The 15,079-nt window shown below is 72.7% G+C and carries 16 protein-coding genes; 10 read left to right on the forward strand and 6 right to left on the reverse strand.

What is annotated here, in order from left to right; translation table 11 throughout:
- Positions 1–30: 30 nt before the first annotated feature.
- Both AC0VX6_RS16835 and AC0VX6_RS16840 read right to left on the reverse strand, forming a co-directional pair.
- Complete coding sequence (locus AC0VX6_RS16835) at positions 31–765, reverse strand: SDR family NAD(P)-dependent oxidoreductase (protein WP_094803574.1); 735 nt, start codon at positions 763–765, stop codon at positions 31–33.
- A 292-nt stretch (positions 766–1,057) separates the two neighbouring features.
- Positions 1,058–1,654 carry a TetR/AcrR family transcriptional regulator gene (locus AC0VX6_RS16840; protein WP_475465111.1) on the reverse strand — a complete coding sequence of 199 codons (597 nt, stop codon included), beginning with the start codon at positions 1,652–1,654 and terminating at the stop codon, positions 1,058–1,060.
- 159 nt (positions 1,655–1,813) lie between these two features.
- Between AC0VX6_RS16840 and AC0VX6_RS16845 the strand changes: the two genes are divergently transcribed.
- Positions 1,814–2,605: an SDR family NAD(P)-dependent oxidoreductase gene (locus tag AC0VX6_RS16845; protein ID WP_274973650.1), complete on the forward strand. Its 792-nt coding sequence runs from the start codon at positions 1,814–1,816 to the stop codon at positions 2,603–2,605.
- A gap of 160 nt (positions 2,606–2,765) precedes the next feature.
- Positions 2,766–3,059: a hypothetical protein gene (locus AC0VX6_RS16850; RefSeq protein WP_274973651.1), complete on the forward strand. Its 294-nt coding sequence runs from the start codon at positions 2,766–2,768 to the stop codon at positions 3,057–3,059.
- A 133-nt stretch (positions 3,060–3,192) separates the two neighbouring features.
- Here the strand turns inward: AC0VX6_RS16850 and AC0VX6_RS16855 are convergent, their stop codons facing one another.
- A complete protein-coding gene (locus AC0VX6_RS16855) occupies positions 3,193–4,446 on the reverse strand; it encodes a DUF5685 family protein (RefSeq protein ID WP_475465113.1) in 1,254 nt (417 codons plus the stop codon).
- A 325-nt stretch (positions 4,447–4,771) separates the two neighbouring features.
- Between AC0VX6_RS16855 and AC0VX6_RS16860 the strand changes: the two genes are divergently transcribed.
- Together AC0VX6_RS16860 and AC0VX6_RS16865 are read left to right on the forward strand one after the other, a co-directional pair.
- Positions 4,772–5,740: an NAD(P)-dependent alcohol dehydrogenase gene (locus tag AC0VX6_RS16860; RefSeq protein ID WP_274978168.1), complete on the forward strand. Its 969-nt coding sequence runs from the start codon at positions 4,772–4,774 to the stop codon at positions 5,738–5,740.
- Positions 5,741–5,950: 210 nt separating this feature from the next.
- The gene (locus tag AC0VX6_RS16865) at positions 5,951–6,445 is read left to right on the forward strand and encodes a hypothetical protein (protein WP_475465115.1); all 495 of its coding nucleotides are present in this window, start codon (positions 5,951–5,953) and stop codon (positions 6,443–6,445) included.
- Positions 6,446–6,527: 82 nt separating this feature from the next.
- Here AC0VX6_RS16865 and AC0VX6_RS16870 read toward each other — a convergent pair whose 3' ends face one another.
- Positions 6,528–7,217: an SMI1/KNR4 family protein gene (locus AC0VX6_RS16870; protein WP_475465117.1), complete on the reverse strand. Its 690-nt coding sequence runs from the start codon at positions 7,215–7,217 to the stop codon at positions 6,528–6,530.
- Positions 7,218–7,419: 202 nt separating this feature from the next.
- Here AC0VX6_RS16870 and AC0VX6_RS16875 point away from each other — a divergent pair, with 202 nt between their 5' ends.
- From AC0VX6_RS16875 to AC0VX6_RS16900, 6 genes are all read left to right on the forward strand, one after another.
- Positions 7,420–8,592 carry an AI-2E family transporter gene (locus AC0VX6_RS16875; RefSeq protein ID WP_475469381.1) on the forward strand — a complete coding sequence of 391 codons (1,173 nt, stop codon included), beginning with the start codon at positions 7,420–7,422 and terminating at the stop codon, positions 8,590–8,592.
- Positions 8,593–8,805: 213 nt separating this feature from the next.
- Positions 8,806–9,618: an alpha/beta fold hydrolase gene (locus tag AC0VX6_RS16880; protein ID WP_274973655.1), complete on the forward strand. Its 813-nt coding sequence runs from the start codon at positions 8,806–8,808 to the stop codon at positions 9,616–9,618.
- Positions 9,615–10,949 (forward strand): PP2C family protein-serine/threonine phosphatase, encoded by a 1,335-nt coding sequence (locus tag AC0VX6_RS16885; RefSeq protein ID WP_475465118.1) that lies wholly within the window; start codon positions 9,615–9,617, stop codon positions 10,947–10,949. The genes AC0VX6_RS16880 and AC0VX6_RS16885 overlap by 4 nt, the downstream gene beginning before the upstream one ends.
- Complete coding sequence (locus AC0VX6_RS16890) at positions 10,946–11,269, forward strand: STAS domain-containing protein (RefSeq protein ID WP_274973657.1); 324 nt, start codon at positions 10,946–10,948, stop codon at positions 11,267–11,269. Before AC0VX6_RS16885 ends, AC0VX6_RS16890 begins: the two co-directional genes overlap by 4 nt.
- 100 nt (positions 11,270–11,369) lie before the next feature.
- Positions 11,370–12,653 carry a DUF3500 domain-containing protein gene (locus tag AC0VX6_RS16895; protein ID WP_475465120.1) on the forward strand — a complete coding sequence of 428 codons (1,284 nt, stop codon included), beginning with the start codon at positions 11,370–11,372 and terminating at the stop codon, positions 12,651–12,653.
- A 142-nt stretch (positions 12,654–12,795) separates the two neighbouring features.
- Complete coding sequence (locus AC0VX6_RS16900) at positions 12,796–13,086, forward strand: hypothetical protein (RefSeq protein WP_475465122.1); 291 nt, start codon at positions 12,796–12,798, stop codon at positions 13,084–13,086.
- Between the two features lie 124 nt (positions 13,087–13,210).
- Here the strand turns inward: AC0VX6_RS16900 and AC0VX6_RS16905 are convergent, their stop codons facing one another.
- Entirely contained in the window at positions 13,211–13,564 is a 354-nt protein-coding gene (locus tag AC0VX6_RS16905; protein ID WP_475465124.1) for a hypothetical protein, read from the reverse strand.
- 450 nt (positions 13,565–14,014) lie between these two features.
- Positions 14,015–15,025, reverse strand: a complete 1,011-nt coding sequence (locus AC0VX6_RS16910) for a hypothetical protein (protein ID WP_475469383.1) — start codon at positions 15,023–15,025, stop codon at positions 14,015–14,017.
- Between the last annotated feature and the right edge of the window lie 54 nt (positions 15,026–15,079).

Consider the following 15,079-nt stretch of genomic DNA (forward strand, 5'->3'; position numbering starts at 1 on the left):
GCAGGAGCCCCGGCCCGTACGCGCGGCCGCTCACACCTGGGCGTATCCACCGTCGGCGTGGAACTCGGCGCCGTTGACGTAGCTCGACGCGTCCGAGGCGAGGAACGTCGTCAGGGCGGCGATCTCCTCGGGCTCGGCGAGCCGGCCCAGGGGGACGGAGGCTTCGGTCTGTTCGAGCGCCTCGGGTGTGAGGAGTTCCAGCAGACCCTCGGTGCGTGTGCCGCCGGGGGACACGACGTTGACCCGGAAGCCGTGCGCACGCGCACTGTGGGCCCAACCGCGAGCGAGGTTGCGAATCGCGGCCTTCGAAGCACCGTAGACCTCAAGTCCCGGGTTGGGCCGGGACGAGGCGGTCGAGCCCGTCAGGATCACCGAAGCGTTGTCGCTGAGCAGCGGTAGCGCCTGCTGGAGCGTGAAGATCGTTCCCTTGACGTTGGTGGCGAACAGCGAGTCGATCAGCTCCTCGGTCACCTCGCCGAACGGGGCCGTGGCGCCGATACCGGCGTTGGCGACCAGCACGTCGATGCGTCCGGCCCGGTCCCGCACGGTGCCGTAGAACGCGTCCAGCTCGGAGCGCACCGAGACGTCGCAGACCACGCCGGTCACGCGGTCGCCGAGCTCGGCGACCGCTGCGTCGAGCACGTGCTTGCGGCGACCGGTGACGAACACCGTGGCGCCCGCGTCACGGAACGCGCGAGCGGTCGCGAACCCGATGCCGGTGCTCGCCCCGGTGACGACGGCGATCTTGCCTTCCAAGACGGCCATGCCGCCCTCCCTCCAGTTATGGACTGTTGCGTCAAGAATCATAGCCCCATTATGGACCGTTCAGTCAATATTTGGCTCGCTACGAAGCCCCCCGGCTCCAAGTCCCGAGCTCACCCCGTCCGCGGCGGCATCCCGAACCCGCCGGTCGCGGACCGGTCCGACCGGCGGCACACGGAGGGCCCGCGGGCGAAGTGCGCTCCCCCGGAGGCCGCGGCGCCGGGTTTGAGGGCACGCCGCGGAACGCCGCGCCGACCGCGGACCGCGGCGGTACGGGTTCGTCGGCGGGGCGCCGCTACCGGGCCGGGGCGGGCAGCAGCCGTGCCAGGGCGGAGTGGGCGATCACGGTCAGCGCACCGACGTCCATGCCGGTGCGCCCGAGGGCGACGAGACCGAGCTGCGCGACGAGGGCCGCGCGGGCGGTCTCGGCAGGGGCGGCGCCGGGATCGAGGTCGCCCTCGCTCCGGGCGCGCTCCAGCGCCGCCGTGAGGACGGACGTGACCGCGTCGTAGCTGCGGCGGGCCTCGGCGGCCACGTCCGGTGTGCTGGCGGCGAGTTCGGCGTTGCTGTTGGCCAGCAGGCAGCCCCGGCGCGCGACCGCCCCGGTCGGGTCACCGGTCATGCCGAGGACGAACTCGCGCACCACGTCGACGCCCTTCGCCGCGGAAGCCAGGCGCTCGCGCAGTGCCAGCAGGTTCGCGTCGTCGTACTCCCGCAGCACCCGAAGAAAGAGGCTCCTCTTGTCCCCGAACGCCCCGTAGAGGCTGCCCTTGCCCAGCCCGCTCACGCGCAGCAGGTCGTCCATAGAGGTCGCCGCGTACCCCTTGTCCCAGAACTCGTCGCGGACAGCGAGAAGCACGCGGTTTTCGTCGAACTCACGAGGTCGCGCCATCCGTTCAGCGTACTGGTTCTGGACCATGCGGTCACGATGAGGGGATCCGCGTCGTCCGGCGGTTCGTGCCCGGTGCACGGGGGCCGAGACCGGTGGGGGCCGTGGGCTCCGCGGCACCGGAATCCGCGCACGGCCGGGCGAGGGGCTAGAGTGCCCCGCATGCCATCGGATGACCTCTCCCAGCCCGGCCGCCGCGACCAGCGGGAAGGCCGTGCGGGCCGCGCCGTCCTGGTCACCGGCGCCGCCCGGGGCATCGGCCGGGCCGTGGCCGCCGCGTTCGCGGAGCTGGGCGACCGGGTCGCCGTGCACTACGCGACCCGCCGCGCCGAGGCCGAGGCCACCCTGGCCGGGCTCCCCGGTCAGGGGCACGTCGTTCTCCAGGCCGACATCGCCGACCCCGACGCGGCCGCCGACCTGGTCGGGCGGGCGAGCGCACAGCTGGGCGGGCTCGACGTGCTGGTCAACAACGCCGCGGTCAACACCGCCCACCCCCTGGCCACGACCACCTACGAGCAGTGGCAGCGGGCCTGGCGGACCACCATGGACGTGAACGTGTTCGGCGCCGCCAACACCAGCTACCTGGCCGCCCGGCACATGATCGACCACGGGGTGCGCGGCCGCATCGTCAACGTCGGATCGCGGGGCGCCTACCGGGGCGAGCCCGACCACCCGGCCTACGGCGCGAGCAAGGCCGCCCTGCACTCCCTGGGCCAGTCGCTGGCCGTGGCCCTGGCCCCGCACGGCATCACCGTGGCCTCCGTCGCTCCGGGGTTCGTGGAGACCGAGCGCGTGGCCGAGCGCCTCACCGACCGGGTGCGCGCCGACAGCCCGTTCGGGCGCGTGGCCTCCCCCGAGGAGGTCGCCGCGGCCGTGCGCTACCTCGCCTCGCCCGAGGCCGTGTGGTCCTCCGGCGCCGTCCTGGACGTCAACGGCGCCTCGTACCTGCGCTGACCGGCGCGGCCGCGGGCGGGAGCCCTCCGAGGGGCCTCCGCGCCCGCGAAAGAATTCCGCGAAACACCTGACGGGGCGGCGGCGCGGGTCTAGTGTGCTGGGTGCCAGCCGCACGACCCGCTTCCGCACAACGGTTCCCGGATCGCCCCCAGGTGAGGCCATGCCCGATCACACCGAACCCCGCACCTTCGACGCCGTGCTCCAGGAGTTCCAGCGGACAAACCCCGGCTGGACCTTGCGCTGCAACCCCGGTGCCGTCCCCGGCCGCCGCTGGGCGGCGGACAGCATCGAACTGCTGACCGCCGAGGAGATCCACTGGGGTTTCAGGAACACGATCCTCGGCCCCGAGATCGCCACGGTGCAGAAGCGCCTCACCCGGGAACGGGAGGCCCTGGAGCGGTGGGAGCGGGCCCAGCGGGAGGAGCTGGAGGAGTGGAACGACTGGGAGGACTGAAGGGACGGCAGGTCTGCCCCCTCGTCCGGTGAGGCGCGTCCCGAGGAGACCCTCCCGGAGCCGCCGCACTCGTGCGGTGAACGCGTCTCCGGGGAGGGCCGCCCCCGGTTCCCCGCCCCGCGCGGCCTGAACGTCAGTCGCAGCAGTTGCAGCACTCACAGCAATTACAGCAGTTGCAGCACTCACAGGCTTCACACCAGGAGTTCCGCGGTTTGCCCGACCACGGCCCGGGGTGGGGATCGCGGCAGCAGAACTGGCACGTTCCGCACATGAACAGCGCCACCGCGCAACCCGCCAGGACGCCCCGCTGCTTGGGCGGGTGCCGGAGTTCGGGGGTGTCGCACGAACAGGAGTCGCAGCAGCCGCTCTTCTTCCGCGCCCCGCCCGAACCGCCGGAGCCCTCACCGCCGGAACCGCCGCCGTGGTGGCCGCCGTGGGCCCCGTACCCGTCCCCTCCCCACTGGTGGGGCGGCTGCTGATGATGGTTCTGGTGGTGGTGCTGGTGGTTGTGGTGCTGACCCGGGTGCGGATATCCGCCTTGGGCGAAGACGCGGTCGACGGCACGGTGCAGCTCCCCCACCAGAAGCGCCCGGACCAGGCGGTCGTCGACGAACTCGGCCTCCTCCAACGCCAGCCGCACGCCCAGGACGGCGTCGTCACACAGCTCACGGGCCCGGCCGAGCCCGGTGCCGGTGGCCGTCAGCGGGTTCCAGGCGCCCTTGCGCCCGTCCTCCTCGCGGTCCTCCACCGCGTCCAGCAGGTGGGCGACGCGGCCGAACAGGCGGCCCGCCTCGCGCAGGGGTCCGGCGTTGGCGGGCCGCCCCGCCAGGACGGCGGTGTGCGCGAACGCCTCGCCGGTGGCCTCCTCGGTCGGCCGGGTCACCGCCAGGACGTCGGTGCCCGGTCCCGCCGAGGACTCGGCCTCCCGCTGCCGGTCGACCACCGCGACCAGCCCCGCGCCGTCGAACCCGAGCCCGGCGCCCGCCTCGCGCGCGTCGCGCCGCCAGCGCTCGGCCACCCGTCCGGCGAGCGCGCGCACGCCTCTGCGGGCGTAGGGGCCGTCGCCGTCCTCGATGTGGTCGGCGATCTTGGCCGAGGCCAGCATCAGCGACACCGCCGCCGCCAGGCGCGCGCCGGAGCCGTCGGCGACCTCGGCCCCGCGCATACCGCGCAGCGGGCAGCGGCCCGCCCGGCGCGTGCCCGCGCACTCCTCGGACTGCGCCGCGGCCAGGACCGACACCACCAGGCCGTCGTAGTTGGTGGCGATCCGGGACGCCTGGCCGTGGTCGTCGCGCAGGGCCAGGCACAGCCCGCACATGTGCGACATCCACTCCTCGGCCAGCCCGTCGGACAACGTGTGCCGACAGGGACGCAGAATTCCGAACACGTGCTGACACCTCGTCTTCCGACGCCACGGCGGTGGCGGACTGTGCTGAACACCGGGGTTCGATGCCCGCGCCGCGCGGGAGGTTCCGGCCGTTCTGACGCCTTCGGCACGGCTTCGGCGGCACGGTCCCGTACGCACGGCCGGACTCCGGCCGCCGGGGGCAGCCGCGGTCCGGCGGGGCGATCCGAGATGAATGAACGGCACTGTCTCTCACATCGGCCCTAAGTGGAGAATGGCGTCCGTTTACGCCGTAGCGTGCACGACGAGGACCCCGCACGGACCCGACGTGCGGCGGCTGACGAAGGGGACCACAACAGTGAGTCAGATGCGCGCGGCCCTGTACGACCGGTACGGCGGCCCGGAGGTCCTGTACGAGGGCACGGTCGCCAAGCCCGGCGCCGGTCCGGGGAAGGTGCTGGTGCGCGTGCACGCCGCCAGCGTGAACGGCGGCGAACTGCTGGGCCGTGCGGGCAGGGTGCGCCCGGTGACCGGGCTGGTCGAGAGGGGCTTTCCGAAGCGGACCGGAATCGACTTCGCGGGCGAGGTGGTCGAGACGGGGTCCGGCGTCTCGGAGTTCGCGCCGGGGGACCGGGTGTGGGGCGGCCTGCCCAGGGCGTTCGGCAGCGCGGCCGAGTTCGTGGCCGTCGCGCCCCGGCAGTTGGCCCCGGCACCGGCCGGGATCGATCTGGTCGAGGCCGCGGCCCTGCCCGGCGTCGGCACGACGGCCGTGACCGCGCTGCGGGACAAGGCCCGTCTCGCCCCGGGAGAGCGGCTGCTGGTGCGGGGCGCGAGCGGCGGGGTGGGCAGCGTCGCCGTCCAGCTCGGCCGGGCCTACGGCGCCCACGTCACCGCGCTGGCCGGGGCCGGGAACCTGGACCTCGTGCGGGAACTGGGCGCCGACGAGGCCTTCGACTACGCGAGCACCGAACCGGAGGACCTGCCGCCGTTCGACGTCGTCCTGAACACGGTGGGGACCGGGATGGGCGCCTACCGCAGGCGGTTGACCCGGAACGGGCGCATGGTCACGATCACCTTCGACATCGAGCGCGCATTCGCGTCGCTCTCCTACGTCGCCGCCTCGGCCGTCTTCGGTCCACGCCGGATCCGGGCGTTCAGCGGCAACCCCGGGCACGAGCTGCTCGCCGAGCTGACCCGTCTGACCGAGTCCGGAGCCGTGCGCCCCGTCGTGGACAGGGTCCTCCCCCTGGCCGAGATCGCCGAGGCCCACCGGGCTCTGGAGGCCGGAGGCATCCGGGGCAAGGTGGTGGTGCGCGCGGTCGGACCGCGGACCTGAGGCCGGCGGCCACGACCGGTCTTCCGTGATCCGTGATCCGTGAGCGTGCCGCCCGTTCGCGTGAGCGGCACGCACATCACTTCCCGGCGCGCTGGCTCGCCTGCCGTACCTCCCGCGAAGGCACGGGGTACCTCGACCACGCCCGCAGAAAAGGTGGTGCGGAGCGGCCGCGCGGAGGGACACTGTGATCCCCGTCGTCAGGAGAGACACGTGTCCACCGGCCACGAGCGCCCGCCCCCGCTGCCGCGACCGGTCACCGGCGTCTACGTCCGCCACATCATGCAGACCGCGTGCCCCGGGTACTTCGCCATGGTCTGGGTCGACGCCGAGCCCCTGCCGGAGGAGGCCGCCGGGGACTTCGCGTTCGTCGACGACCTTCCCCCCACCTGCCGGCACACCGGGGAACCGCTTCCGCGGGAGTTCGCCGAGGCGTTCGCTGAGGGCGCGCGCGAGGCGTGGCGGGAGCGGGGGGAGGGCCGCCCCGCCTTCGCGGCCCGGATGGTGCTGCGCGACGCCGTGTGGCACCGGACCGACTCCAACGCCTGGAGTTTCCAGGCGGCGGGACGGCTCGCCGCGAGGGAGATCCTGAGCTGCGCCGCCGAGGGCCGCGAACCGCGGGCGGTCGGGCGCGGCGCCCGGCGCGACCGGCCGATCCCGCCGATGCCCAGGACGCTGCCGTCCTCCGGCACGGCCCCGTCCGTCTGAGGCGGTCGGCAGCGGTCGGCGGTGCCCGGCCCCGTCCGGTGAGAGCGCCGCCCGTGAGGACGGGCGGCGCACCGGACCCCGGTCAGGGCCGGACCGCCACGGCCCGGTAGGCCTCCTCCAGCCACCCCAGGTACCAGTCCGTGAAGGTCAGGGGCGCGCCGTCCCCGCCGGTGAGCGGCGTGAGGTCCTCGTCGTCGACACGGCCGTCGCTCCACATGCGCCCGGCCTCGGGGCCGGTCACGACCAGCCACTGCCGCAGCGCGCAGCCCAGGTGGCACAGGCACAGGGCGCCGACGGTACGCTCCTCGGCCCACAGCAGGTCGGCCATGCGCGCGTCCCAGGCCTCGTAGACCCGGTCGAACTCCTCGCCGTCCCCGAAGTCCTCCTCGACGGGCTCCTCGGCCCGCAGGGCGGCCAGGGACCGCGGGTCGGGACCGGTGGGCGGGAACGGCTCCGCCAGCCGCGCCGGGGCGACCAGGTCCGCGCCGTCGCCGTGCCACCGCCACCGGCCGTCCGCCCCTCTGACCAGGGGGAAGACGCCGTAGGCGGGCCCCGCTCCGCCCGCGCCCACCCTGAGCAGGAACTCGCGGTACCCCGTCGGCAGGCGCGCGCCCACCTGTTCCTCCACCTCGGCCAGTTCCTCCGCCGTCAGCGGTTCCAGCAGCTCGAAGCGGTGGGAACCCGCTCCGAAGACCTCGTCCGCACCGGGCGCCCGTCCCAGTTCCCGCACCCGTTCGCGGACTCCCGCCCACACATCCGTACTCGTGTCCATGGCGGCATCGTAGGAAGCCCCGCCGACAGTGCGGCGCCGACGGGACGGAGGGACGGCCGGGAGGCGCTATCGTCCGGTGGGGCCGCAACGGTCCCGGCACGCCGCGGAAGCCCCGTCGCGCGGCAGCACACAGTGAGGAAGAACCGGCTTGCACACGAGCACCACACCGCCCGGGTCCGCGCGCCCCGACCGCGGCGGCGGCATGCCGCGCTGGCTCCCCCGGGCCATGCTGCTGGCCCTGTGGCTGGTCACCGCGTTCGGCCTCACCCTGTGGCTGTTCGTCCGGTTGCAGAGCCTCATCATGCTGCTGCTGATCTCGCTGTTCCTCGCCCTGGCGCTGGAGCCGGCGGTCAACTGGCTCCACCGGCACCGCTGGCCGCGCGGGCCCGCCACCGGACTGGTGATGCTGCTGGTGCTGGCGTTGACCGTGGTGTTCCTCAGCCTGCTCGGGTCGATGCTGGTCGGCCAGATCCTGGCCTTCGTCTCCGAGATCCCCGCGATGATCCGCGCCGCGCTGGCCTGGGTCAACACCACGTTCGACACCTCCTACTCCCCCACCACCCTGCTCAACGAGATCTCCAGCGCCAGCGGGCTGATCGAGCAGTACGCCTCCGGCATCGCCAACAACGTCTGGGGCGCCGGGACGACCGTGCTGGCGCTGCTGTTCAACGCGCTGACGATCGCGCTCTTCACCTTCTACCTGTGCGCCGACGGCCCGCGCTTCCGCCGCGTGATCTGCTCGGTCCTGCCGCCGCGCACCCAGCGCGAGGTGCTGCGGGCCTGGGAGATCGCGATCACCAAGACGGGCGGCTACCTCTACTCCCGTGCGCTGCTGGCCCTGGTCTGCTCGGGCGCGCACTACGTGGTGCTGGTGGCGCTGGACATCCCCTTCGCGTTCGCCCTGGCGCTGTGGGTGGGCGTGCTCTCGCAGTTCATCCCCACCGTGGGCACCTACATCGGCGGGGTCGTCCCGGTGCTCGTGGCGCTGCTGGAGGGCGTCTGGCCCGCCGTGTGGGTGCTGGTGTTCATCGTCGTCTACCAGCAGTTCGAGAACTACCTGCTCCAGCCGCGCATCACCGCCAAGACCCTGGACATGCACCCCGCGGTGGCGTTCGGCTCGGTCCTGGCGGGCGTGGCCATCCTGGGGGCGCCCGGCGCGCTGCTCGCGCTGCCGATGGGTGCGAGCATGCAGGCGTTCCTGGGAACCTACATCCGGCGCTACGAGGTCACCGAGCACCCCCTGCTCTCCGACGCCGAGGAGGACGGGAAGGACGGGAAGCCGTCCCCGGCTCCGGCGGCCCCGGCGTCCGGGGGCGACGGGGGCGACGCGCGTCCCCCCGGCCCGCGGGAGCGGGACGGCGGGCAGGGGCCGTGACCGCCCGTTCCCCGGCCGACCCGGCCGCCACGGGGCCCTGACCTGCGGACCCGGGGAAGCGGGGACCGCTCCGACCCGACCGCTCCGGCCGACCCGGCCGCCCCTGTCCGTGCCGCATGAGGAGATGACGGACACGTCGGTTTCCGCACCGGAAACACCCCATGGGATCGAGTACCGTTCTTGTACGGCCCACATTGGGAAAGAGCGGTCGAAATGGACATCCTGCGCAGGAACAACGTCACCGTCACCGGGGCGGCCGAGGGCCCGACGGTCGTGCTGGCCCACGGGTTCGGCTGTGACCAGAACATGTGGCGCCTGGTCGTCCCGGCCCTGGCCGAGCGGTACCGGGTGGTGCTGTTCGACTACGTCGGCTCCGGAGGGTCGGACACCTCCGCCTGGAGCGAGGACAGGTACTCCTCCCTGGAGGGATACGCCCGGGACGTGGCGGAGGTCTGCGAGGCCCTCGACCTGGAGCGGGCTGTGTTCGTGGGGCACTCGGTCAGCGCCATGGTCGGCGTCCTGGCCTCGCGGGCGCTGCCGGAGCGGATCCGGGCGCTGGCGATGGTGGCCCCCTCGCCCCGCTACATCGACGACGAGGGCTACCGCGGCGGCTTCACGGCGGCCGACATCGACGAACTGCTGGCCTCGCTGGAGTCGAACTACCTGGGCTGGTCATCGGTGATGGCACCGGTGATCATGGGCAACCCCGAGCGGCCCGAACTGGGGCAGGAGCTGACCAACAGCTTCTGCGCCACCGACCCCGGCATCGCCCGGGTCTTCGCCCGCACCACCTTCCTGTCCGACAGCCGCGAGGACCTGAAGGGCGTGGAGGTTCCCACCGTGGTCCTGGAGTGCGCCTGGGACGCCATCGCCCCGCCCGAGGTGGGCGCCTTCGTCCACGCCGCGATCCCCTCCTCCACGCTGGTCACCCTGGACGCCACCGGCCACTGTCCGCAGCTGAGCGCTCCGCGGGCCACCGCGGCGGCGCTGCTGGAGTTCCTGGAGTCCCTCCGGGACGCCGGATGAGCGGGGAGACGGGGCCTCCCGGAGCCGACAACGGCTCCGCCACCGACGCGGCCCTCAGCGCGCTGCTGGAGGACAGCGCCGAGGAACTCTACGAGTCCGCGCCGTGCGGCTACCTGTCCACGCTCATGGACGGCACGGTCACCAGGATCAACGCGACGCTGCTGAGGTGGCTCGGCCTGGAGCGCGCCGCCGTGGTGGGCCGTATGCGCTTCACCGACCTGCTCACCGTGGGCGGCAGGCTCTACCACGAGACGCACTTCGCGCCCCTGCTGCACCTGCGGGGCGAGGTCAACGGCATCGCTCTGGAGATGCGGTCCTCCGACGGCGGCCGCCTTCCCGTGCTGGTCTCCTCCTCCGTCAAGCGCGGTGGCGGGGGGCAGCCGCTGCTGGTCCGCACCACCGTCTTCGACGCCACCGACCGCCGCTCCTACGAGGAGGAGCTGCTGCGCCGCCGCAAGGAGGCGGAGCAGGCCCGCGCCGAGGCCGAACGGGCCCGCGAGGAGGCCGAGGAGGCGCACCGGCGGGCCGAGGCGGACCGGGCGCGCCTGGGGGAGGCGCTCGTCATCCTCCAGAGGGCCCTGCTACCCGACACCCTGCCCGACGTTCCGGGCATGGAGGCCGCCGCCTACTACCACACCGCCTCCCCCTACCGGTTGGGCGGCGACTTCTACGACCTCTTCCCGCTCGGTGACGGGCGCTGGGCTTTCTTCCTCGGCGACGTGAGCGGCAAGGGTCCCGAGGCCGCGACCCTGACTTCCCAGGTCCGTTACGTCCTGCGCACCACCGCCCTGCACTCCCCCGAACCCGCGGACGCCCTGGGCACGCTGAACACCGCCCTCCTGGAGCGCTACGCCGACAACGGCGACCCCCGCTACTGCACTGCCGTCTTCGGCGTCCTCGAACCCGACGGCGACGCCGGACGCGTCCGCGCCCGCCTGGCCTTCGGCGGCCACCCCCCGGCCCTGGCCCTGCGCGGGGACGGCCGGGCCGAATTCCTGTTCGCCTCCGGCGGGATGCTCGTCGGCGTGCTGCCCGACGCCCACTTCGCCACCGTCGAGACCACCCTCGCCCCCGGCGACACCTTCGTGCTCTACACCGACGGCCTGACCGAGGCCCGCACCGGTGCCGGGCCCGACACGATGTACGGCGAGGAGGCCCTGCTCTCCTTCGCCGCTCGGCACGCCCCCTCCACGGCCGACGGCGTCGTCGGCGCGCTGACCGAACTTCTGGAGGGTCTCGGCGAGGGCCTGGAGGACGACACCGCCATCCTCGCGCTCGGCGTACCCGCCCCGTCCGGCCCCGGACACCACACGATGAGCGGTCCACCATGAGCAGCCTGACCGTCACCCGCCGAGACAGCGCGACGGGTCCCGTCCTGGACGTGACCGGTTCTCTGGACTACGACCACGCCGCGACCCTGCGCCGTGAAGTCCGGCTCCTGGCCCTGGACTCCGGCCAGTGCCTGTCCATCGACCTGTCCGGCCTGGACTTCTGCGACTCCAGCGGTATCAGCGCCCTCCTGGCCGCCCGTCAGCACGCCCTTGCCGCCGGGGCCGACATGGTCCTGCTCTCCGTCCCGGCCAACACCCTGCGCATCATGACCATGGTCGGTCTGAACCGGGTCTTCACCATCCGCCCCGGCACCGCCTGACCCGGGCACGGGGGGCGGCGCCAGCGGAAGGGGCCGGTTCCCACCTCGTTCTCACCCGAAACACAGGAAACACCAAGGTTCGTTCCCTAGCTTCGTCCCCATGACGAACACCACCGATCGGGAGACCGCGAACGCGCGGCACCGACCGAAACGCACACGGGGAGCGTGGGCCGCGACGGTGCTGCTGACGGCCGTTCTCGCACTCGGCGGGTGCGCCGTGCCGGACACCACCGCCCCGGAGTCGGCCGCCGCCATGTCGTCGGCGTCGGAGACGACCGGCTCCGGGGACACGTCGTCCGCGACGACCGGGGAGACGATCGCGGATACCGCGTCCGCCGCGCGGGCCCTCATGGCGACGCTGTCGGACGAACAGCGCGAACAGTTGGTGTACGCCTACGACGACGAGGCCAAGACCACGACGTGGTCGAACTTCCCGGTCACCTTCGTCGACCGGGCCGGGCTCAACTTGGAGGACCTGGACGAGGAGCAGAGGGCGGCGGCCATGGAGGTCCTCCAGGCGCTGCTGAGCGAGGAGGGGTACGAGACCGTCACCGACATCATGGGCGGCGACGAGTTCCTCCTGGAGAACAGCTCCAGCACCGAGGACTCGCTGGGTCAGTACTACATCGCCTTCTTCGGCGCCCCCTCCGATTCCGGTGCCTGGGAGGTGCAGTTCGGCGGGCACCACCTCGGCGTGAACGCCACGTTGGACGGCGCCGACGACTCGATCACGTTCGCGCCCACGCACCTGGGCTCCCAACCCGCCGTCTACACCGACGAGGAGGGCGAGGATGTCCAGCCGCTCGCGAACATGTACGAGACGGCCTTCGCCTTCTACGACAGCCTGACCGAGGAGCAGAGGGCCGAGCTGTACCAGGGGTCGGAGGTCGGGGACCTCTCCTGCGCTCCCGGCGACACCTGCTCCTACCCGACGGCGACCGGGATCTCCGGGGCGGACCTGTCCGGGGAACAGAGGCGGCTGCTGCTCGACGTGGTCGCCAACTGGGTGGGGCTGTCGGACGAGGAGACCACGGCCGAGTCCCTGGCCGAGGTCGAGGCGACCCTGGACGAGACCTACGTGAACTGGTCGGGGGCGACCGAGTACGACATGACCCGGGGCGAGGGCATCCACTTCCAGGTCTCCGGCCCGAACGTCTACGCCGAGTTCTCCAACCAGCGGGGTTCGGCGGGCGCCGACGTGGACGGGTATACCACGGCGGGGTGGGGGCACGTGCACACCATCTACCGTGATCCGAGCAACGACTACGCCGGCAGCGCCACCCAGCAGGAGTCCTCCGGAACGGGCGGCCCCGGCGGCGGGACTCCCCCCTCCGGGGAGGTCCCGTCCGGCGGCCCGAACGGCGGACCGCCCGCGGGCGGCTGACCCCGCGTCCGCGCGGCGTCCCTGACGGGCGTGCCCGCCGACCGGACCGCACCACGGGTGCGCGAGGATCGGCGGGCACGGCGGAACCGCGTCCTCCGTACCCGATGTCGCCTCCTACCTGCACACCCTGGACCGCGAACGGTTGGTGGAGTTGCTGCTGGAGGAGGCCGACCGCTCCCCCGCGCTCGCCCTGGACCTGGAGGCACGGGCGGTGGTGGCGTCCGGGAGCCCCGAGGCGCTGCGGACCCTGTTCGAGGGCGCCCTGCACATCACCGAACCGGTTCCCTGCGAACAGGCGGCCGAGTACGCCCGGGCGGTGTACAGCGCCGTGGACGCGGTACAGGAGCTGGAGCGTTCCGGCCGGACCGAGGACGCCATGGAGCTGTTCAACGCGGTGCTCTCCTTCACCAGTGAGGCGGAGGAGATGGTGTAGGACCCCGACGGCGAGGTCCTGTCAGCCTTGGATCGCCTGCACGGGTAGGGGCGGTCGACTGCGCAGTGTCTGGTGCTGGCCGCCCGCAACGTTCCGCACACGCCCGTCTGCGGGATCGTCAGCCCTACGAGCGGGCGAGGACCTCGTTGATCCGGGCCAGGGCGTGGTCGCGGGCGAAGGTGTTGTCCGCCTCCCACACCGCGCTCCAACGCGAGGCGAGAACCAGGTAGTCGCGGTGACCACCGGCTCTCCTGGTCAGACGCAACCGCAGAGGTCCTATCGCGTCCGCCCGGTGGATCTCGCCGTGTCCGAGGGTGTGTCCGGCGAAGCCGAAGACGGTGTTCATGAGAGGGACGAACACCAGGCGTCGGCCCGTGAGTACGAGGTCCCCACCCAGCAGCGACAGGTCCAGGGAGCCGATCGGCAGCGCGGCGACCCAGGAGCCCAGCACGGTCTCCCCCTCCTGGAACATCGTCATGTCCGCCCGCCCTCCCGCTGTCCGGTTGTGTCGCGGTATCAGACGCCCGCGACGCGGCCCGGGTTCCGCGGCCGCGACACCGCTTTCCCACGGGAACGGGGCCCTGCCCGCTTTCCTGGGCCGCGGATGCGCAGGAAGCAACCCGAGCCCCTCATGGACGCCAGGGCCGTCCCCGCCTGCCCGGGGGGCACCAGCCAGCCCGCCCTCCCCCGCTCCAGCGAACAGGTGGCAGGACACCATGAGTCGGGGCATCGGAACGAACACCCTGGGCCCGCTCTGTCCTGGCCTGTCAGCGCCGTCAACCCTGTTCGCACGCTTAGCCGAACACCCTGGCGAACGCCCTCAGCGAGGAGACCCGCCAGCTCCCTGTGAGCCGGTCAACCTCCGTACACACCGAGCCCGCCCCGCGTTCGTCGGAATACGCACCACGGCCACTGTGCGCGGGGCCCGTCACCTGTGATAGCGCCGCGCGACCGCCGCGAAGGCGGCCTTGGGCTCCCATTCCATGTCCGGGTAGGTCTGCCCACGGCCCTCTTCGAGGAGCTTGACGATGCCCAGCCCGGCCCGGTCCAGGTCGTCCCTGGGGTCGCCGTCCGGACGGTGCGGGTAGCCGGGCAAGGCGAACAGGAACACGAACGCGCTGTCCACGCCCTCGGCCTCGAAGATCTCCAGCAGTTCGCTCAGATATGCGGCCTGACCGGCCTCGTCCCGCTCGTAGACGCCGTTCAGACGCACGGGGTCCCTCGTCAGCGGGTCGTGCTCGACCACGCCCAGCACCCGCCCACCGCGGTCTCCCGCGCCGCGGTAGGCCGCGGTGCCGAACCCGGTGACGGCGAGCGGCTTCGGGCCCCGGGCCAGGGTGCGGACCGCGTCACGGAACAGGTCGGCGACCTCGGCGGAGCGGAGCAGCTCGTACGTCACGATGTCGAAGGGGGTCCAGTCGACCTGCTCGAACTGGATGGATGCGTAGGTGAGCCTGCCCTGGAAGCGTTCTCGGACCGTGGCCACGGCATCGCGGAGGAACGTGTTGACGCGCACGCCGAGCTCGCGCATCGCTTCGACCCGCCGTTCGGGTCGGCTCATCAGCTGTTCGACCCGCTCCTCGGGGCTCTCCCCCGGCAGGAACCCGTGGTTCATCACGCTCAGCTCGACCCCCGCGACGAACACGACGGTGGCCCCCTGACGCCGGAGCCGTTCCGCTCGCGCGGCGCAGTCGCGGAAGAGGGTGAGGATCTGCTCCGGACGCAGTTCCAGCGGATAGGGCGAGAACCAGACCTCCAGTCCGAGCTCGGCGGCGGCAACGGCGGCCGACTCCAGCCGGTCCGGGTCGCCGCCGATGATCTGGACCGCGTTGCAGTGCAGGTCGTCGCGGATGATGGCGAGCTCGCGCCTGACCACCGCGGGGTCGAAGTGCTCGCGGGACATCCGGCCGTGCGTGACGAACCCGGTGTCGTAGGTCATTCCCCTTGCTCGCATGGCGAGGTCCTCTCCGTCGGTCTCGGTCGTTCCGAGGCT

The sequence above is a fragment of the Nocardiopsis sp. iso_25 genome (assembly GCF_056173305.1).